Here is a 19,796-nt window from a genome sequence, read left to right on the forward strand (position 1 = left end):
TGGCCCAGTTTAGGGGACTGCTACATCTCCTTGAACAGATGCAGATAGCTGCGGCTCACCGGCAGGCGTTCGGGCCTGCCCTTGAGCGCGATCTCGGCGGTCTCGTTGTCGCCGCGGGTGACGCGCTGGATCGCCGCCAGGTTCACCACCACCGCGCGGTGCACCTGTGCGAACTGGGCCGGGTCCAGCTGCGCCAGCAGTTCCCTGAGCGAGAGCCGGACCAGCGCCTCGGCGTGCTTGCCCTCCTCCTCGTCGCGCCAGGCCACCAGCGTGTACTTGGCATCGGCGCGCAGATAGGCGATCGCCTGCACCGGGATCATGCGCAGCGCATTGCCCACCGAGGCACGCAACCAGCGCAGCGGCTCGACGCCGGGCGCGGCGATGCCGGCGGCGCGCGCCAGCTGTGCCGCCAGCTGCTGCAGCAAGGCCTCGGAATGCACCACCGGCGCCGCGCTGGCCAGGCGCTCCTGCAGGCGCTGCACCGTCTCGGCCAGGCGCGTGGACGTGACCGGTTTGACGAGGTAATCGAGCACCCCATGCTCGAAGGCCTGCAGCGCGTATTGCTCGTAGGCGGTGACGAACACCAGGTGCGCGCGCCGGCCGATGCGGCGTGCCGCCTCGACGCCGTCGACGCCAGGCATGTGCACGTCCAGAAAACAGATGTCGGGCCGCAGCGCCTCGACCTGCGCGATCGCCTCGCGGCCATTGCGCACCTCGGCGACGATCCGCAGCGCCGGCCAGGCCTCGGCCAGGCGGCGGCGCAGCACCGCGCGCAAGAGCGGTTCGTCGTCGGCGATCAGGGCGGTGGGGGCAGCTTCGCTCATGCGCTCAAATCCTGGGCGGGCAGATCCAGCTCGGCGCTGACCCCATGCGGCAGCACCTCGCGCAGCGTGAGTGTGGCATCGCCGTCGAACACCAGGGCCAGGCGCTCACGCAGGCCGGCCAGGCCGGTGCCCAGGCCGCTGCCGCCGGCGCGCAGGCCCACGCCGGTGTCGCGCACCTGCAGCCGGCAGCGCAGGCCCTCGCGCCACACCTTGACATCGATCCGACCGCCCTCCTCGCTCGGGTCTATGCCGTGGCGCACGGCGTTCTCCACCAGCGTCAGCAGACTCATGGCCGGGCAGCGCAGGCGCTCGCAGCCGGGTTCGACCTCGATGCCAAAGCTCAGGCGGTCCGGCATGCGCATCTGCATCAGGCCCAGGTAGGCGCGCACCAGCTCCAGTTCCTGGTACAGCAGGCATTGGCTCTCGTCCAGGCGCGGCACGGCCGCCCGCAGGTACTCGATCAGATGCTCCAGCACCGCGCTGGCATGCGGCGCGTCGGTCTCCACCAGGGCATGCACATTCGCCAGGGTGTTGAACAGAAAATGCGGCTGCACCTGGGCGCTAAGCAGGCGCATGCGCGCGTCCAGGGCCTGGCGCGCCAGCTCGCTGCGCTCGAGCTCGAAGGCCAGGGCCTGCTCGCGCGCCCAGGCCTCGCGCTGACGCACCAGGGCGGTGAGTGCCACCCAGGGCGCCACCAGCAGGGGAAAAATGGTCAGCATCAGAAAGCCGCTCAAGCGCGCACTCTCGCGCCAGAAGGGCGGCGCACCGGCCGGGGTGCTGAGCACATAGATGCTCAGGGTGCAGATCGGAATCGCGAGCGCGACCGCCAGCACCTGCAGGGCCCAGCGCGCCAGCCAGGCCGGCAGGCGGCGCGGCCATTGCTCGGCCAGGCCATAGGCCAGCATCGCGCTCAGGCCCACCGAAACAGCGCGCATGACGAAGCTAAGCTTGCCGCTCTGCCAGGTCAGGCTGATGGGCAGGGCCAGCAGCAAGGTGGCGATGGCGGTGGCGCGCAGCCGGCGCGGGTTGAACAGCAGGCGCAGGCCTTGCGGTTTGGCTGCTGGGGTGCTGGCTTCATTCACGGCGGCAGCCTAACTCAGGCCAGGCGTGGCAGCCACATCAGCATGGCGGCGGCGCCCATGCCGGCCGCCGTGGCCAGGGTCAGCAAGGCCAGCACGCCGGCCATGGCGGCCTGTGGCAGCGCGCGGCGGCTGGCCTGCGCCCACAGCACCAGTTGCAGCACCGCGAGCGGCAGCAGGGTCTGCGCGAAGCTCAGAAAGGTAAGAAACGGGCCCTCGAAGGTCTTGGGGTCGAAGCCCACCGGCGCCCGGTGCACCACCAACCACAGCATCAGGCCGATGCGGAAGAACCAGACCCCGCCCACCACCAGAAACAGCCGCAGCATCCAGCGCCGGTGCGCGTCAAAGCGGCGTGCGCGGGCGGCCTGCCAGCCCAGCCAGGCAAAGCCCAGGATCAGCAGCGCGTTCAGGCTGATGCCCAGCCGCTGGCCCAGGCCGCCCAGGCCCACGCCCTCGCGCGTCCACACCATGGCCAGCCCGCCCAGGCTAAGCAGCAGGGCCGAGAGCAGGTAGAGCCGGCCGTTCCAGCGGTGCAGGGCCGGTGCCCGGCGCCGCAGCGCGGGCAGCAGCTGCAGCGCACCGCCCACCAGGATCACCACAGTGAAGAGCAGGTGACCGGCCAGCACGCTGTTGCCCAGCGTATGCCCTGCCTCCCAGCCATGCGGCAGCACCTTGTTCCACAGCTCGGGCCGGCCCTGCCAGGCATGGCGGCCGTAGAAGCCCATGACATAGACGACGAAGAGCAGCTGGCCCAGCAGGGCCACGGACAGCCAGACGGCCATGCTGCGCGCCAGCAGCCTGGCGGACGTGGCCACCGGGGCCTGGGCGAAGGAGGGGGTCAGCACGGCACTCATGGCGGGGTCTCGAACATGAACATGGCGGCCACTGTGCCCAAGCCCGCGCCCGCCCGGTGGCACGGCGCGACGGGCCACGCCGGGCGGCGACGAAGCAACGCCGGCAGGGCCTGGTCAGCCCTTGGCGCCCAGCTGCGCCAGCGGCGTCATGCCCCCCGCCTTGACCTCGCCCAGCGAGAAGCTGGTGTGCACATCCTTCACGTTCGGCAGATTCAGCAAGGTGTCGATGGTGAAGCGGCTGAAGGCGTCGAGGTCGGTGGCCAGCACCTGCAGCTCGAAGGTGCCTGCCCCCGAGATGTAGTGGCAGGAGATCACCTCGGGCAGCTCGCGGATCGCGTCTTCCAGCGGCTTGGTGGAGGCGCCGTTGTTGCGGTCGGCGTCCAGGCGCACAAAGGCCAGCACGCCCAGACCGACCTTGCGGCGGTCGATCTCGGCGCGGTAGCCGGTGATGAAGCCCTGCTCCTCCAGCCAGCGCACACGCCGCCAGGTGGGCGCGGCCGAGAGGCCGATGCGCGCCGCCAGCTCGGCATTCGAGAGCCGCGCATCGCGCTGCAGCTCGGCCAGGATGGCGATATGCCAGCGATCCAGGCTGTCGCCCTGCGAGGCCGGTTCGTCAGGCAGCACCGCGGGCTTGCTCATGGTTTGCCCTGATTTTGAGTTCTTGGATACCAATCGTCACCTCAATTGGGTAGCTGAGAAAGATTATTGCTCAACGAACGCAAATCGCGCGGCAATTAGCAAGCACCCATCGCGGCCCTTTCCCTACACTCCCCTGCCGGCACATACTGCCGAAATCACGGCCATGCGCGCGATCACAAGTCGCCCCGCCTGCCCCGCCCACCCTCTGGAGTTCCCCCGATGAATGCACCGCTACCCGACCATATCCTGCGCGCGCTGGAAAAGGTCACGCTGGACGACAAGTACGCGCTCGAGCACGGCCGTGCCTTCATGAGCGGGGTGCAGGCCCTGGTGCGCCTGCCCATGCTGCAGCGCACGCGCGACGCGATGGCCGGGCTGAACACCGCCGGCTTTGTGTCGGGCTACCGCGGCTCGCCGCTGGGCGGCTACGACCAGGCCCTGCAGGCGGCCAAGAAACACCTGGCCAAGCAGAACATCGTGTTCCAGCCGGGCGTCAACGAGGAACTGGGTGCGACGGCCGTATGGGGCACGCAGCAGCTGGACCTGTTCCCCGAGAAGAACAAGTTCGACGGCGTGTTCGGCATCTGGTACGGCAAGGGTCCGGGCGTGGACCGCAGCATCGACGTGTTCAAGCACGCCAATATGGCCGGCACCGCCAAGCATGGCGGCGTGATCGCGGTGGCGGGCGACGACCATATCGCCAAGAGCTCCACCGCCGCGCACCAGAGTGACCATGTCTTCAAGGCCGCTGGCTTCCCGGTGTTCTTCCCCAGCAGCGTGCAGGACATCCTGGACATGGGCCTGCATGCGATCGCGATGAGCCGCTTCTCGGGCCTGTGGTCGGGCATGAAGACGATCCAGGAGATCGTCGAGTCCTCGGCCTCGGTGAGCGTGGACCCGGACCGCGTCAAGATCGTCATCCCCACCGACTTCCCCATGCCCGCTGGCGGGCTGCACATCCGCTGGCCGGATCCGCCGCTGGACCAGGAAGCGCGCATGATGGACCACAAGTGGTACGCCGCGCTGGCCTATGTGCGTGCCAACAAGCTCAACTACAACGTCATCGAGAGCAAGCAGGACCGCTTCGGTCTGATCGCCTCGGGCAAGGCCTACAACGACACGCGCCAGGCCCTGCACGACCTCGGCCTGGACGACGACACCTGCCGCCGCCTTGGCATCCGCCTGCACAAGGTGAATGTGGTGTGGCCGCTGGAAGCCACCATCACGCGCGACTTCGCCGACGGCCTGAAGGAAATCCTGGTCGTTGAAGAAAAGCGCCAGGTCATCGAATACCAGATCAAGGAACAGCTCTACAACTGGCGCCCCGACGTGCGCCCGCATGTGCTGGGCAAGTTCGACGACGACGCCGAAGGCGGCATGGGTGGTGAATGGGGCCTGCCCAACCCCAGCAAGAACTGGCTGCTGCGCCCGCAGGCCGACCTGACCCCGGCCATCATCGCCCGCGCCATCGCCAAGCGCCTGAAGAAGCTGGGCGTCGATGCGGACGTAGCGGCGCGCCTGGACGCGCGCATGGCCATCATTGATGCCAAGGAAAACGCGCTCAAGGCCGAGGCCCAGACCGCCGGCGGCGCGGACCGCACGCCATGGTTCTGCAGCGGCTGCCCGCACAACACCAGCACCCGCGTGCCCGAGGGCTCGCGCGCCGTGGGCGGCATCGGCTGCCACTACATGGTGACCTGGATGCCCGGCCGCAACACCGCCACCTTCACCCAGATGGGCGGCGAGGGCGTGCCATGGACCGGCCAGCAATGGTTCACCGACGAGAAGCACATCTTCTCCAACCTGGGCGACGGCACCTACTTCCACAGCGGCATCCTGGCGATACGCCAGAGCATCGCCTCGGGCGTGAACATCACCTACAAGGTGCTCTACAACGACGCCGTCGCGATGACCGGCGGCCAGCAGGTGGGCGAACGCGCCGAGGGCCACACGGTGCTGCAGATCATGCAGAGCCTGATCTCCGAGGGCGTGGCCAAGCTGGTGATCGTGACCGACGAGCCGAGCAAGTACAACGGCGTCTCACTGCTTGCCGGCGTGACCGTGCACCACCGCGACGAGCTCGATGCGATCCAGCGCCAGTTCCGCGAGATCAAGGGCACCACTGCCATCATCTACGACCAGACCTGTGCCACCGAGAAGCGCCGCCGCCGCAAGCGCGGCAAGCTGGTGGACCCGGCCAAGCGCGTGGTCATCAACGAGCTGGTGTGCGAGGGCTGCGGCGATTGCTCGGTGCAGTCCAACTGCCTGTCGATCGAGCCGCTGGAGACCGATTTCGGCCGCAAGCGCCAGATCAACCAGAACACCTGCAACAAGGACTATTCCTGCGTGAAGGGCTTCTGCCCCAGCTTCGTCACCGTCGAGGGCGGCGAGCTCAAGAAGCCCAAGAAGGAAAGCCGTCGCAGCCCCTTCGACAGCGCGCTGCCGGCCATCCCGCAGCCGCAAATACCTAACGCCGACAAGGCCTGGGGCATCGTGGTGGCGGGCGTGGGCGGCACCGGCGTGATCACGATCGGCCAGTTGCTGGGCATGGCCGCGCACCTGGAAGGCAAGGGCGTGATCACCCAGGATGCCGCCGGTCTGGCGCAAAAGGGTGGCGCCACCTGGAGCCATATCCAGATCGCCAACCATGCCGACGACATCCACTGCACCAAGGTCGGCACCGCCGAGGCCGATCTGGTGATCGCCTGCGATTCCATCGTCGCCGCCAACAAGGCCTCGCTGCAGGTGATGCGCGAAGGCCGTACCTTTGTGGCGCTCAACACCCATGGCTCGCCCACCGCCACGCTGGTGAACGATGCCAACTGGAGCTTCCCGGGCGCCGCCTGCGAGGCCGCCGTCGGCAAGGCCGTGGGCCAGGCCGGGCTGGGCAGCTTTGATGCCGAGGAGGTGTCCGTCAAGCTGCTGGGCGATTCGCTCTACACCAACCCCCTGATGCTGGGCTACGCCTGGCAAAAGGGCCGCGTGCCGCTGAGCTATGCCGCGCTGATGCGCGCCATCGAGCTCAACAATGTGCAGATCGACAACAACAAGGCCGCCTTCGAGTGGGGCCGCCGCTGCGCCGTCGATCTGGCCGCGGTGCAGAGCCTGTATGCCGCGACCCAGGTCATCAACATCGTCAAGCGCCCCGGCGTCGACGAGCTGGTGGCCAAGCGGGTGGAGTTCCTCACCGACTACCAGAACGCCGCCTATGCCGAGCAGTACAGGGCCTTCGTCGAGAAGGTGCGCGCGGCCGAGGGCAAGCTCAACAGCACCAAGCTCACCGAGGCGGTGGCCCGCTACCTCTTCAAGTTGATGGCCTACAAGGACGAGTACGAGGTGGCGCGCCTGCACACCGATGCCAAGTTCCTTGACAAGATCGCCGCGCAGTTCGAAGGCGACTACAAGCTGGTGCACCACCTGGCCCCGCCGCTGCTGGCCAAGAAGAACGAGAAGGGCGAGCTGGTCAAGCAGCCGTTTGATGGATTCTGGGGCGCCTGGGTGCGCCCGGCCTTCGGCATCTTGGCCAAGCTCAAGGGCCTGCGCGGCACCGCCTTCGACATCTTCGGCCGCACAGAAGAGCGCAAGATGGAACGCGCGCTGATTGGCGAGTACCGCGAGAGCATTGAGGCCATCCTGAGCAAGGGCCTGACGCCCGAGCGTCTGGCGCTGGCCACCGAGATCGCCCGCATCCCCGAGGAGATCCGCGGCTATGGCCATGTGAAGGAACGCCATCTGCACGCCGCCAAGGCCAAGTGGCAGACGCTGATGGGGCAGTGGCGCGCGGCTTGATGCGCTGGCGCTGAGCTCGCTTCATCAAGACCCGCTGTGCCGCAAGGCCGGCGGGTCTTGTTCTTTGGGCTATTGAGTCTGCTCTGTTTGCCAAGGCCATCGGGTGAGGGACTTCGCTCCTGTCCCCCGGCCCTGGCTTCGCCAGGCCCTCCTCCTCTACCTCGCTGCGCCCCTCACCCGACGCCCTTGGCACATCCACCGCCTTGCACTGCATGGAGGTGGCAGGCCGTGCCAATCCCTTGCAGGCGGCCTGCGGTGGAATTGCCAAGTGGCGTCGGGGGTGTGGTGGAGTGAAGTAAAGGAGGAGCCGGCGCCCGCAGGGCGTGGGCGGGGGACTGAGCCCGGACTCAAACAGTCCTGTGGACTGCTTGAGCCTGGCGAAGGACTGGGCCTCTGGCCCAGGCATGAACGGAATCACACCCCCGGCGTCGCTTGGCACACGCCAACCCACAACAGGCGGCTTGGCGCCGGTTCCGGCCGCCCATCCCCGAGTCCTGATAAGGTCGCGCCCATGCTCAAACTCCTGCTCCTGCTCTTCTCCGGGCTCAAGTTCGGCAAGCTGCTCACTACCGGCGGCAGCATGCTGCTCTCGGTGTTCGTCTACGCCTGGATCTATGGCTGGCGCTATGCGGTGGGCTTTGTGGCCCTGCTGTTCGTGCACGAGATGGGGCATTACATCGCGGCGCGGCACAAGGGCCTGAACGTCGGCGCGCCGACCTTCATCCCCTTTGTGGGCGCCTGGATCGAACTCAAGGAGCTGCCGCATGACGCGCAGACCGAGGCCTATGTGGGCCTGGGCGGGCCGCTCCTGGGCACTATCGGAGCGGTGCTGGTCTATTTCGCGGCCCGCAACTGGGGCATCGACTGGCTGCTGGCGGTGGCCTACAGCGGTTTTTTTCTGAACCTCTTCAACCTGATCCCGCTCTCGCCCTTTGACGGCGGGCGCATCACCGCGGTGCTCTCGCCGCGCATCTGGTTCTTGGGCGTGCCGGTGCTGGTGGCGCTGTTCATATGGCGGCCCAGTCCGATGCTGTTCCTGATCGCGCTGATGGCCTGGCCGCAGCTCTGGAAGGCCTGGAAATACCGGCACGACAGCGTGGAAGCGGAGACCTATTACGCCGTGCCCACGGCGGTGAAGTGGGAGTACGGCACGTACTACATCGCGCTGGCCGGCTTTCTGGCGGTGATGACGCACGATGTTCACGAGATGCTGAACGCCATGCCGCGCTGAGCACGGCGCTGGTCGTCACTTCACGTATGTGAGCGGCAAGGCCGTGGTGAACTTGAGCTCCTCCATCGCAAAGCTGGAGCTCACGTCGAAGAGCTGGGTGCCGGCGATCAGGCGCTTGTAGACGGCGTCGTAGGCCGCGATGTCGGGCACCACGATGCGCAGCAGGTAGTCGATGTCGCCGCTCATGCGGTAGAACTCCACCACCTCGGGGATGGCCTGTACGGTGGCGCGAAAGATCTCGAACCATTCCTGCGTGTGCGTGCTGGTGCGCACCGAGACGAACACCGTCACCCCCACATTCACCTGGCGCGGGTCCACCAGGGCCACCTGGCGGCTGATCACGCCGGCTTCCTTCATGCGCTGGATGCGGCGCCAGCAGGGCGTGGCGGAGAGCCCCACGGCGGCGGCGATCTGCGCCAGCTGTTGCTCGGCGTCCACCTGCAGGATTTGCAGGATCTTGATATCAATCGCATCCAGTTTCATTCGCCCACCAGATTTTGGAATGTGTTTCCAATTATCGGAGCCCACACGGTAAAGAACGCGATCGCTTGCTCCGCGTGGATGCGCAGAATTTCGCCATCTTCCAAACCTCACCGGAGCACGACATGAAATCCATCGGCCTGATCGGCGGCATGAGCTGGGAATCCACCGCCCTGTACTACCAGATCATCAACCGCGAGGTGGCGCGCCGCCTGGGCGGCCTGCACTCGGCCAGGCTGCATCTGCAAAGCCTGGACTTCCAGCAGGTGGTGGCGCGCCAGCAAAGCGGCGCCTGGGCCGAGCTCTCGGGCATGCTGGCCAGCGCCGGTCAGGCCCTGCAGCACAGCGGCGCCGACTGCGTGCTGATCGGCACCAACACCATGCACCGCGTGGCCCCCGAGGTACAGGCGCAGTTGCAAGTGCCCTTGCTGCACATCGCGGACGCCACCGCCGCCGCGATCAAGGCGGCGGGCTGCCGGCGCGTGGCGCTGCTGGGCACGCGCTACACCATGGAGCAGCCCTTCTACACCGAGCATCTGGCGCGCCATGGCATTGCCTGCCTGGTGCCCGAGGAGGCGGAGCGCGCCGAAGTGCATCGCATCATCTTCGATGAGCTGTGCCAGGGCCACTGCCTGGAGTCCTCGCGCCAGACCCTCAAGGCCATCATCGCCGGCCTGGCCGCGCAGGGCGCCGAGGGCGCCATCCTGGGCTGCACCGAATTGCCGCTGCTGCTGCAAGCAGCCGACGTGGCGCTGCCGCTGTTCGACACCACCCGCCTGCACGCACTCGCGGCGGTGGACTTCGCCCTCGGTGATTACCCCCAGGCGGCCTGAATCGGGGCAGCGGGCGCGGCCAGACTTCTTTCACGGACCCGCAAGCCTGCTAGGCTGGCGCGCGTCTCAACGAGGAGCCGGTTCATGACCCCCATTCAAAGACTCAGCCTGACCCTGAGCCTGTCCCTGCTGGCCAGCGCGGCCGGCGCGCAGGGCGCGATGAAACCTATCACCGCCGTCGAAGGCATCACCGAGTACCGCCTGCCTAACGGCCTGCAGGTGCTGCTCGCGCCCGACGCCTCCAAGCCCAGCACCACGGTCAACGTGACCTACCGCGTCGGTTCCAAGCACGAGAACTATGGCGAGACCGGCATGGCGCACCTGCTGGAGCACCTGATCTTCAAGGGCTCGCCCAAGTACAAGAATCCCTGGGCCGAGTTCAGCAAGCGCGGCCTGCGCGCGAATGGTTCGACCTGGCTGGACCGCACCAACTACTTCGCCAGCTTTGCCGCCAACGACGAGAACCTGAAGTGGTACCTCGATTGGCAGGCCGACGCGATGGTGCACAGCCATATCGCCCGCAAGGATCTCGACACCGAAATGACGGTGGTGCGCAACGAGATGGAGATGGGCGAGAACAACCCCGGCAACATCGTGTTCGAGCGCGTCCTGGCCACCATGTACCAGTGGCACAACTACGGCAAGAGCACCATAGGCGCGCGCGCCGACGTCGAGAACGTCGACATCCCGCGCCTGCAGGGCTTCTACCGCAATTACTACCAGCCCGATAACGCGACCCTCATCGTCTCGGGCAAGTTCGATGCCGCCAAGGTGCTGGGCTGGGTGAGCAAGAGTTTTGGCGCCATCCCCGCCCCCAAGCGTCAGCTGACGCATTTCTACACCGTCGACCCGGTGCAGGACGGCGAGCGCAGCGTCACCGTGCGCCGCCTCGGTGGCGTGGCCAGCGCCACCGCAGCCTACCATGTGCCGGCCGGGCCGCACCCGGACTATGCGGCGGTGGAGGTGCTGGGCCTGATCCTCACCGAGCCGCCCGCCGGCCGCCTGCACAAGCAGCTGGTCGAGAACACCAAGCTGGCCGCTTCGGTGAGCGCCTTCAGCATGGCGCTGGCCGAGCCAGGTTTCGTGATGCTGGGCGCCGACAGCGCGCCCAACGCCTCGCTGGACGAGATGAGCCGCGAGATGCTCAAGGTCATCGAAAGCCTGGCGCAGAACCCGATCACCGCCGAGGAACTCAAGCGCGCCCAGCAGCGCTGGCTGAACCGCTGGGAGCAGCAGTTCTCCGACCCCGAGCAGGTCGGCACCGCGCTCTCCGAGACGGTGAGTCAGGGCGACTGGCGCATGTTCTTCCTGCTGCGCGACCGCATCAAGGCGCTCAAGCTCGAGGACGTGCAGCGCGTCGCCAACGAGCGCCTGATCCAGGCCAACCGCACGCTGGCCCAGTACATCCCCACCGACAAGCCGCTGCGCGCGCCCGCGCCCGCGCTGGTGAAGGTGGACGAGCAGATGAAGAGCTTTGTGCCGGCGGCGGCGCAGGCCGCCGTGGCCGCCTTCGAGGCCACGCCCGCCAATATCGACAAGCTCACCCAGACCAGCACATTGCCCAACGGCCTCAAGCTGGCGCTGCTGCCCAAGCCCACCCGCGGCGAAGCGGTGCAAGGCTTTCTGACCCTGCGCTTTGGCGATGCCGAGAGCCTGCGCGGCCAGCGCGCCGCCGCCGAGGCACTGGCCTATGTGCTGGACAAGGGCACGACCACGTTGGACCGCCAGCAGCTGCGCGACCGGCTCGACGCGCTCAAGGTCGAGCTGCAGATCCAGCCCGGCCCCGACTCCCTGACGGTGGCCTGGGTCACCAAGCGCGCCCACGCGGCCGAAGCCGCCAGGCTGATCGCGCAGATGCTGCGCCAGCCGCGCCTGGCGCCCGAGGCACTGGAAGAAGTGCGCGCCCAGATGCTCTCCGGCATCAAGGCGCAGCGCGATGAGCCCGAGGCCATGGCCGAGAACACCGTCGCGCTGGCGCTCAATGGCGACTACCCGAGCGGCGACGTGCGCCTGGCCCGCACGTTCGACCAGATGACGGCCGATGCCCAGGGCGTCACGAACGAGCAGCTGCGCGCCTTCCACCGGCGCTTCTACGGCGCCAACCATGCCGAGTTCGCGGCCGTCGGCGATTTCGACGCCACGGCCCTCAAGCAGGCCGTGAGCGAGGCGCTGGGCGACTGGAACTCGCAAGCGCCGCACCAGCGGGTGGCCTACCCCAGCGTGGCCAAGCCTGGCAAGCTGAGCCTGGTGCCCGCGCCCGACAAGCAGAACGCGGTGCTGGCCGGCCGCATGCCGCTGGCGCTCAACGACGAGCATGCCGACTACCCCGCCGTGTCCATGGCCAACTACCTGCTCGGCAGCGGCGGCGATTCGCGGCTGTGGAAACGCATTCGCGAGAAGGACGGCCTGAGCTACGGCGTCTGGTCCTACCTGATGTGGGGCCAGAAGGACCTGAGCTCGCCCTGGAACGTCGGCGCCATCTTTGCGCCGCAGAACCGTGCCAAGGTCGAGCAGGCGCTGCGCGAGGAAGTGGCCCGCGCCCTCAAGGATGGCTACAGCCAGGCCGAGCTCGATGCCGGCAAGCAGGCCATCTTGAACGCACGCCGCCTCGGCCGCGCGCAGGACGCCGGCCTGGTGCGCGCTCTCGCCGGCAACCAGTTCCTCGGCCGCACCATGGCCAAGTCGCAGCAGGTGGATGACGCCATTGCCAAGCTGACGCTGGAGCAGGTGAACGGCGCGCTGCGCAAGTACTTCAAGCTGGAAGACTTCCAGCTCGTGTTCGTGGGCGACTTCAAGTAAGCAGCAGGGGCTGGGGCGCCGGCCGGCGGCGGCAAAGACGGCCGTCAACCCCGGCCAATTCCCAGCAGCGCGGCGCCGGCCTGCGGGCAGAATTGGCGCATGCATCTGGGCCCCAGTTTCGACATCGCTGCGCTGCGAGATGAGCAGTTGCGCCTGCATCGGCGCACCGTGCTGGGCTCCTCGCTCACCAGCCTGGCCGGCGCCCTGCTGCTGACCCTGACGGTGCGCCAGATGCATGTCGGCACCGGCTGGCTGCTGTGGTTGGCCCTGGTAGCCGCCGCATTGCTGCTGCGCGCCGCGCTGTGCGCCCGCCCCCCGAGCGGGGCCGCCGCGCATGCCAGGCTGCGTGCGGTGCGCCTGGCCTTCGCCCTGCATGCCCTGGCCTGGAGCTCGGGCGTGCTGCTGCTCGCCGAGGGGCCCGACAGCGCGCTCTACCTGGCCTTCGCCCTGCTGCTGATGAGTGCCGGTGCGCTGGTGATCGCCTCCTTCGACCTGATGGCGGGCTGGCTGTTCACGCTGCTGGCCCTGCCCGGCCTGCCCCTGATGCTGTGGCTTGGCCTGCTGCCCCTGAACCTGCCCGGACTCTGCCTGGCCGGACTCTTCATCGCCACGACGGGCCTGGCCGCGCTGCGCAGCCACCGGCTCTTTCTCGAGCACTGCCGTTCGCGCCATGCCGAGGCCGCGCATCTGCGTGACCTGCAGACCTACCAATTCGTCGTCAACTCCATCGCCAGCCCGGTCAGCGTGGTGGATGCCGAGCTGCGCTACCACCTCGTCAACCAGGCCTGGTGCCGCGAGGCCGGGCTGCGGGCCGAGGACGTGCTGGGCACGTGCCCCGCGACCATGGTGGCGGCGCTGGACAGCGCCGAATGCCGCCAGGCGCTGGCCGACTGCATAGACCAGGGTGAGCAGCGCAGCATCGAAGTCCGGGTGGATCGCCCCGCCGCCGGCCCGCGCTGGTGGGAGACCAGCTTCTACCCCTATGTGCAGCAGGGCTGGAAGGCTGCCGTGCTGGTCTCGCGCGACGTCAGCGCGCGCAAGGAGAGCGCCGCCGCCCTGAGCCGAAGCCTGGCGAATCTGGAGCTCACCCTCAACGCCACCGGCGACGCCATCTTTGCCCTCTATGCCGATGCGCCCGACGAGCCGCTGCTGTTCTGCAACCAGCGCATGCTGCAGATGTGGGACATCGCGCCGGAGCGCCGCGCCGATCTGACGCTCAACGATGTGCGTGCGCAGAGCAAGCCCCTGTATGTGGACCCAGCCTACGAGGCGCAGCGCATCCAGGCCATCGCTGCCGCCGGCCTGCCCAGCGAAGACCATATGACGCTCAACGACGGGCGCGTGCTGCTGCGCCGCTGCATCCCCACCACCGGCCAGGGGCGCGGCATCAGGGTCTGGAGCTATCGCGACGTGAGCGCCGAGGCCGAGACCCTGCGGCAGCTGCAGCAGGCGCGCGAGTTGGCCGAGCAGGCGAATCGCGCCAAATCGGACTTTCTGGCCAGCATGAGCCATGAGCTGCGCACGCCCTTGAACGCGGTGCTGGGCTTCGGCCAGTTGCTGGCCATGGACCAGAGCCTGCAGGCGCCGCAACAGCGCCAGGTCGAGCAGATTCTGCATGCCGGGCGCCATCTGCTGCGCCTGATCGACGAGGTGCTGGACCTGGCCAAGATCGAGGCCGGTCATCTGCATGTGGACCTGGGCCCGGTCGAGCTCGCGCCACTGCTGGATTCCTGCCTGAGCCTGGTGTCGGAGGCGGCCAAGCATCAGCAGCTGCAGATCGTCGTGGCGCCCATGCCCGGCCTGCGGCTGCTGGCCGACCCACAGCGCCTGCAGCAGGTGCTGCTGAATCTGCTCAGCAATGCCATCAAGTACAACCGCCAGGGCGGCGCGGTGGCGTTGAGCTGGCAGCTGGAGGAACAAGAGAATGACGCGCAGCCATGGCTGCGGCTGAGCATCACCGACACCGGCGCCGGCATCGCGCCCGACCGGCTCGGCGAGCTGTTCCAGCCCTTCAACCGGCTTGGTGCCGAGCGCGGCCAGATCGAAGGCACGGGCATAGGCCTGTCCATCACGCACCGCCTGATGCAGGCCATGGGCGGCCGCATCGAGGTGAGCAGCCAGGCCGGCCAGGGCAGCTGCTTCAGCCTGCTGTTGCCGGCCTTATGACGAGGCCGCGCTCAGGGCGCCGTGCGCCTCAGGCCCACACCACCCTCTCCCCCGCCGCATACCAGCCCTCCACACGCGCCGCCACCTCGGTCTCGATGCGGCTACGCTTGATCTTCATGGTGGGGGTGAGGCAGCCGTTCTCGATCGTCCAGGGCTGGGTGCTGAGCACCAGCATCTGCAACTGCTCGTAGTCGGCCGATTGCGCGTTGACGCTTTGCAGCAGCGCCGCCATCTGCTGCTCGACCTCGGCGCGCAGGGCGGCGTCGCTGAGCCTGGGGCGCAGGTCTTCGGCCAGCACCACCAGGGCGAAGGCGGCCGGCTGGCCCACGCCCGAGACCAGGGTGATCTCCACCATGGGGTGGGCGTTGATGCGGTTCTCGATCGGCGCCGGCGCCACATACTTGCCCTTGGCGGTCTTGAACAGCTCCTTCACCCGGCCGGTGAGCTTGAGCAGGCCGTCGGGCCGGCGTTCGCCCTTGTCGCCAGTGCGGAAGAAACCGTCGGCGGTGAAGCATTGCGCGTCCAGATCGGGGCGCTTGTAATAACCCAGCAGCTGACCGGGCGACTTCACCAGGATCTCGCCCTCTTCGCTGAGCTTCACCTCCACGCCCGGCAGGGGCACGCCAACATAACCCGGTGCATTCAGTGCCAGCGTGGAGGCATGCGAGTAGGCGAAATCCTCGGTCATGCCATAGCCTTCCAGCAGGTTCAGGCCAAGCCGGCGGTACCAGCGGATCAGCTCGGCCGGGATCGGCGCCGAGGCGCTCATGGCCACGCGCACCTGGTCCAGGCCCAGGCCCTTGAGTACCTTGCGCCGCACAATCTGGCCCAGGATGGGGATGCCCAGCAGCCGATCCAGCTTCCTGGCCGGCATCTTGCTGAACACGCCCTGCTGGAACTTCAGCCACAGCCGCGGCACCGAGCAGAACAGGGTCGGGCGGGCGCGCTGCAGATCCTGCACAAAAGTATCCAGCGATTCGGCAAAGAACACATGGGTATGGCCATGGACCAGCGAGGCACATTCCACCACCGCGCGCTCGTAGACATGGGCCAGCGGCAGATACGACAGCACGCGCTGTTCCGGCAGGTCCGGCACCAGGGTCTTGACGAAGTCCACACTCAGCTCGGTGGCGCGGGTGATGCGCTCGAAGCTGTGCATCGCGCCCTTGGGCTCGCCAGTGGAGCCCGAGGTGTAGATCAGCATCGCCAGCTCGCCGCCGGCGCGCTCTGGCCGGCCGGCGAGCGGCGCGGTGCGCGCGATGATGTCGTCCCAGGTCGGCAGGCCGTGGCCGGCTGGCGCGAGCGGCAGGGCGATGCAGGGCAGGCCCGCCGGCACGCCCGCCGCCTGCTGGGCCCAGCCATCGAGCTTGCCGACGAACAGCAGGCTGGCCTCGCTGTGCTGCAGCACGAAGCGCACCGTCTCGGCGGTCTCGGTCGGGAAGATCGCCACGGTGGTGCCGCCCGCCATCCAGATCGCCAGCTCGGCCATGATGAAGTGGGCACAGTTCTTGGAGAGGATGGCAATGCGCGCACCGGCGGGCAGTTGCAGGCCGCGCAGATGGGCGGCCATGCGGCGCGCCTCGTCCAGGGTGCGGGCCCAGCTGTAGTCGATGCAAGGCCCGCCGCCTACCGGTTGGGTCAGGTAGACCTTGTCGGGCTGGGCGGCCTCATGTTCGTAGACGTAGTCGAGCATCAGGCGCTGATTCGGCATGGTCGGCACTCACTCATCATCCAGCTGGGGTGGGCCGATTATGGAGAGCGCCGCCGCGGCCCGTGCCTAGGACCTGTCCCAGTAGGGTAGATCCGCGTCGAAGCGTTCGGCCAGAAAGTCCACGAAGCTGCGCAAGAGCAGGGGTTGGTGGCGGCGGCTGGTGTAGACGGCATGCACGCCCAATTGCTCGGGCTCCCAGCCGGGCAGCACGCGCAGCAGCTCGCCCGCGGCCAGCGCCGGGCCCACCAGATAGGTGGGCAGCAGGCCTATGCCCACGCCCGCGCGCACCGCCTGCACCAGCAGCAAGGCCTCGTTGGCCAGCAGGCGCGGCGGCGGCAGCGGCTGCAGCAGCCGCTCACCCTGGGCGTTCTGCAGCGCCCAGGCCTCGCTGCCAAAGCGCGCATGGGCCACGCAGGCATGGGCCAGCAGCTCGGCAGGTTGGGCCGGAGCCGGGTGCTCGCGCAGATAGGCCGGTGCGGCGCACAGCACCGAGCGGCACAGCGTCAGCCGGCGTGCGATCAGGGCCGGGTCGAGCTGATTGCTGATGCGCAGCGCCAGGTCGATGCGGTCCTCCACCAGGTTCACCGCCTGCTCCGACACCAGCACCTCGATCTGGGTGCGTGGATGCAGGGCCAGAAAGGCCGCCGCCGCCGGGGCCAGGTGTTGCTGGGCAAACGACATCGAGGCCGCCACGCGCAACCGCCCATGCACGCTTTGCTGGCGCGCGCTGGCGGCCTGTTGCGTCTCCTCGGCCAGCTCCACCAGCTGGCGGCAGCGCGGCAGGGCCTCGGCGCCGGCATCGGTGAGGCTCAGGCGCCGGGTGCTGCGCTGCAGCAGGCGCGCACCCAGCCATCGCTCGGCCGCCTCCAGATGGCGGCTGGCCATGGCGCGCGAGAGGCCCAGGGCCTCGGCCGCGGCGGTAAGGCTGCCGCGCTCCACCACTTCCACAAAGACCTGGGCCGCCTTGAGTCTGTCCATCGCCTTCCTGCCAATTTGCTCGATTGATGCAACAAACAGTCTACGCGACGGCTGTTTATCCGCAGAACAAGCGCAAATAAAGTTCGCTTCACCCCAACACAAGGTAGCCGACATGAACACCCAACTGCCCCGCTTCATCCGCCCCCTGCTCGCCGCCGCCCTGCTCAGCAGCGGCCTGAGCGCCGTGGCCCAGGGCAGCAGCGCCGCCGCGGCGCCGCTGAGCCTGCAAGTCATCAACCATGGCCCGGCCAGCTTCCATGTGAACTCGGTGCTGGTGAGTGGCGCCAAGGAGGCCATCCTGCTGGACGCCGGCTTCACCCGCGCCGACGCCCTGCGCGTGGCCGCCGCCGTGCTGGACAGCGGCAAGAAGCTCAGCACCATCTATGTGAGCGCCGCCGACCCCGACTACTACTTCGGCCTGGAAGTGCTGCATGCCGAATTCCCCGAGGCCAGGATCGTGGCCGCCGCGCCCACGCTGAAGAAGATCCAGGCCCTGCTACCCACCAAGCTGCAGGTCTGGGGCCCGCGGCTGGGCGCGAACGCGCCGCGCCAGCCTGTGCTGCCCGAGGCACTGGCCGGCAACAGCCTGAGCCTGGAAGGCCAGACCCTGGAGATCCGCGGCCTGGACGATGCCCTGGCGCATCGCAGCTATGTGTGGATCCCGTCCATCAAGGCGGTGGTGGGCGGCGTGAATGTGTTCGGCAATCTGCACGCCTGGACGGCCGACACCCAGAGCGCGGCCGAGCGCGCCGCCTGGCTGGCCAAGCTGGACGGCATCGCCGCCCTGCAGCCCGCCGTGGTGGTGCCCGGCCATATGTTGCCCGGCACGACGCAGGACCTCTCGGCCCTGAACCACACGCGCGCCTATCTGCAGCGTTTCGAAGCCGAGCTGCCCCGTGCCGCCGACGCCGCCGCGCTGATCGCCACCATGAAGGCCGTCTACCCGCAGGCCGGGCTGGGCATCGCGCTGGAGATCGGCGCCAAGGTCAACAAGGGCGAGATGAAGTGGTGACCAGCAGCATGGCACGCAGCTGCTGCGGGCTCTGACCCAGGGTCTGGCGCAGGCTGCGGCTGAAATGCGCCTGGTCGCAAAAGCCCAGCCGCAAGGCCAGCTCGGCCAGCGGCGGTGCATCCGGCTGGCCCAGCGCCAGCAAGGCATCCTGCAGACGGGCGCGCTGTATCACCCATTTGGGCGCCACGCCCACATGCTCGGCAAAGCAGCGCTGCAGGGCACGCTCGCCCAGACCCAGCAGGGCCTGCAGCTGCACCGCACGGGTGATGCTGACATCGGCCAGCACGTGCTGCACCGCCTCGTCCAGGCCCGCCAGCGCAGGCACCGCCGGGCGCCGCGCCAGCAGCAGGGCCTCGGCGGCAGCGCAAGCGCGCTGCGGCTCGCGCTCGCCAAGCACGGCCTGCTCGGCGGCCGGCACATCCGCGCCCACACAGGGGGTGGCCGGCACGGATCGTCCATGCAGCGCCTGCACCGGCCCAGCCAGCCAGGGCCGCAGGCCACCGCACTTGAAGCGCAGCCCATGCACCCGGCCGCGGCCCGACAGCTCGCGCACATAGACGCCGCGCGCCACCCCATGCAGGGCGGTGGCGCCGGCCTCGAAGACCAGATGCGTGTTCGGATAGGGCAGCACGCGCTGCCTATGCACCCGGCCCGGCGGCAGATCCCATTCGATCAGCCAGTGGTAGTCCAGCCAGGGCGCCAGGGCGGCGCACACCGGCAGGCGCTGCAGCTGGAAGCCCTGCTGCGGCTGCCTGTCCAGCAGCGCACGCGCGTCGATCTCACACCCAGGAAGCCCCGTCGGGTTTGTACAAGCCGGCAAGGCTGATAGCTCGGAAGATGAGGCCATGAAGAAAAAACCGCCTGACACAAACGCCGCAAAGGCAGGGCGGCGGCGCCAGCTGCTCGCCGCCAGCCTGCTATTGTCCAACCCCCGCCTGTACGCAGCCCCCAGCACCATGACCCAGCAAAGCCACAGCGCCAGCGGCCAGTTCAGCGTCACGATCGGCGCGCCCGAGGCCATGCCCGTCCCTGCCGGCGGCACCCCCATGTTCAGGCGCAGCCTGGCCAAGCAGTACGAGGGCGACATGCAGGGGCAGGCCGTTGGCGAGATGCTGGCCGCCGGCCAGCCGCAGGCCGGCGCGGCCGCCTACACCGCGCTGGAATCCTTTGTGGGCCGGCTGCAGGGGCGCAGCGGCAGCTTTGCGCTGGCGCATCTGGGCCTGATGATGAGCGACGGCCAGCAGGATCTGCGCATCGCCATCGTGCCGGGTTCGGGCCAGGGCGAGCTCCTTGGCATCAGCGGCGAACTGCTGCTGCGCATAGCCGCCGGCGTGCACCACTACGAGCTGAACTACCAGCTCGCTCATCATCCGTAAACGCCGCAGCTTGACCGGGCCCGCC

Annotated in this window: 15 protein-coding genes; 7 read left to right on the forward strand and 8 right to left on the reverse strand. The window is 68.4% G+C overall.

Going from position 1 to position 19,796, the window contains the following annotated elements; translation table 11 throughout:
- Window positions 1–20: 20 nt before the first annotated feature.
- From WG898_RS03200 to WG898_RS03215, 4 genes are all read right to left on the reverse strand, one after another.
- Window positions 21–824, reverse strand: coding sequence for a LytR/AlgR family response regulator transcription factor (locus WG898_RS03200; protein WP_339601297.1), 804 nt, complete (start codon window positions 822–824; stop codon window positions 21–23).
- The gene (locus WG898_RS03205; protein ID WP_339601298.1) at window positions 821–1,906 is read right to left on the reverse strand and encodes a sensor histidine kinase; all 1,086 of its coding nucleotides are present in this window, start codon (window positions 1,904–1,906) and stop codon (window positions 821–823) included. The genes WG898_RS03200 and WG898_RS03205 overlap by 4 nt, the downstream gene beginning before the upstream one ends.
- A gap of 14 nt (window positions 1,907–1,920) precedes the next feature.
- Entirely contained in the window at window positions 1,921–2,757 is an 837-nt protein-coding gene (locus WG898_RS03210) for a DUF2306 domain-containing protein (protein ID WP_339601299.1), read from the reverse strand.
- A 114-nt stretch (window positions 2,758–2,871) separates the two neighbouring features.
- Entirely contained in the window at window positions 2,872–3,396 is a 525-nt protein-coding gene (locus WG898_RS03215; protein ID WP_339601300.1) for an Lrp/AsnC family transcriptional regulator, read from the reverse strand.
- A 219-nt stretch (window positions 3,397–3,615) separates the two neighbouring features.
- Between WG898_RS03215 and WG898_RS03220 the strand changes: the two genes are divergently transcribed.
- On the forward strand, window positions 3,616–7,185 hold the full coding sequence (locus tag WG898_RS03220; RefSeq protein WP_339601301.1) for an indolepyruvate ferredoxin oxidoreductase family protein: 3,570 nt from the start codon (window positions 3,616–3,618) through the stop codon (window positions 7,183–7,185).
- Between the two features lie 511 nt (window positions 7,186–7,696).
- Window positions 7,697–8,416: a site-2 protease family protein gene (locus WG898_RS03225; RefSeq protein ID WP_339601302.1), complete on the forward strand. Its 720-nt coding sequence runs from the start codon at window positions 7,697–7,699 to the stop codon at window positions 8,414–8,416.
- Between the two features lie 15 nt (window positions 8,417–8,431).
- Here WG898_RS03225 and WG898_RS03230 read toward each other — a convergent pair whose 3' ends face one another.
- On the reverse strand, window positions 8,432–8,893 hold the full coding sequence (locus tag WG898_RS03230) for an Lrp/AsnC family transcriptional regulator (RefSeq protein ID WP_339601612.1): 462 nt from the start codon (window positions 8,891–8,893) through the stop codon (window positions 8,432–8,434).
- 128 nt (window positions 8,894–9,021) lie between these two features.
- Between WG898_RS03230 and WG898_RS03235 the strand changes: the two genes are divergently transcribed.
- The 3 genes from WG898_RS03235 (at window position 9,022) to WG898_RS03245 (ending at window position 14,694) form a co-directional block, all read left to right on the forward strand.
- A complete protein-coding gene (locus WG898_RS03235; RefSeq protein ID WP_339601303.1) occupies window positions 9,022–9,729 on the forward strand; it encodes an aspartate/glutamate racemase family protein in 708 nt (235 codons plus the stop codon).
- Between the two features lie 84 nt (window positions 9,730–9,813).
- Complete coding sequence (locus WG898_RS03240) at window positions 9,814–12,528, forward strand: M16 family metallopeptidase (RefSeq protein ID WP_339601304.1); 2,715 nt, start codon at window positions 9,814–9,816, stop codon at window positions 12,526–12,528.
- Window positions 12,529–12,627: 99 nt separating this feature from the next.
- Complete coding sequence (locus tag WG898_RS03245; RefSeq protein WP_339601305.1) at window positions 12,628–14,694, forward strand: sensor histidine kinase; 2,067 nt, start codon at window positions 12,628–12,630, stop codon at window positions 14,692–14,694.
- 28 nt (window positions 14,695–14,722) lie between these two features.
- Here the strand turns inward: WG898_RS03245 and WG898_RS03250 are convergent, their stop codons facing one another.
- Both WG898_RS03250 and WG898_RS03255 read right to left on the reverse strand, forming a co-directional pair.
- Window positions 14,723–16,405 carry an AMP-binding protein gene (locus WG898_RS03250; RefSeq protein ID WP_339601306.1) on the reverse strand — a complete coding sequence of 561 codons (1,683 nt, stop codon included), beginning with the start codon at window positions 16,403–16,405 and terminating at the stop codon, window positions 14,723–14,725.
- Between the two features lie 66 nt (window positions 16,406–16,471).
- Window positions 16,472–17,383 carry a LysR family transcriptional regulator gene (locus WG898_RS03255; protein ID WP_339601307.1) on the reverse strand — a complete coding sequence of 304 codons (912 nt, stop codon included), beginning with the start codon at window positions 17,381–17,383 and terminating at the stop codon, window positions 16,472–16,474.
- 112 nt (window positions 17,384–17,495) lie between these two features.
- On the opposite strand from WG898_RS03255, the gene WG898_RS03260 reads away from it, so the two are divergent.
- Entirely contained in the window at window positions 17,496–18,395 is a 900-nt protein-coding gene (locus WG898_RS03260; protein ID WP_339601308.1) for an MBL fold metallo-hydrolase, read from the forward strand.
- On the opposite strand, the gene WG898_RS03265 is transcribed toward WG898_RS03260, so the two are convergent.
- Window positions 18,370–19,242, reverse strand: coding sequence for an AraC family transcriptional regulator (locus WG898_RS03265; RefSeq protein WP_339601309.1), 873 nt, complete (start codon window positions 19,240–19,242; stop codon window positions 18,370–18,372). The genes WG898_RS03260 and WG898_RS03265 overlap by 26 nt on opposite strands.
- 109 nt (window positions 19,243–19,351) lie before the next feature.
- Between WG898_RS03265 and WG898_RS03270 the strand changes: the two genes are divergently transcribed.
- Complete coding sequence (locus tag WG898_RS03270; RefSeq protein WP_339601310.1) at window positions 19,352–19,771, forward strand: DUF3224 domain-containing protein; 420 nt, start codon at window positions 19,352–19,354, stop codon at window positions 19,769–19,771.
- The last annotated feature ends 25 nt before the right edge of the window (window positions 19,772–19,796 follow it).

Source organism: Paucibacter soli (assembly GCF_037482845.1).
Classification (GTDB): Bacteria; Pseudomonadota; Gammaproteobacteria; order Burkholderiales; family Burkholderiaceae_C; genus Paucibacter_B; species Paucibacter_B soli.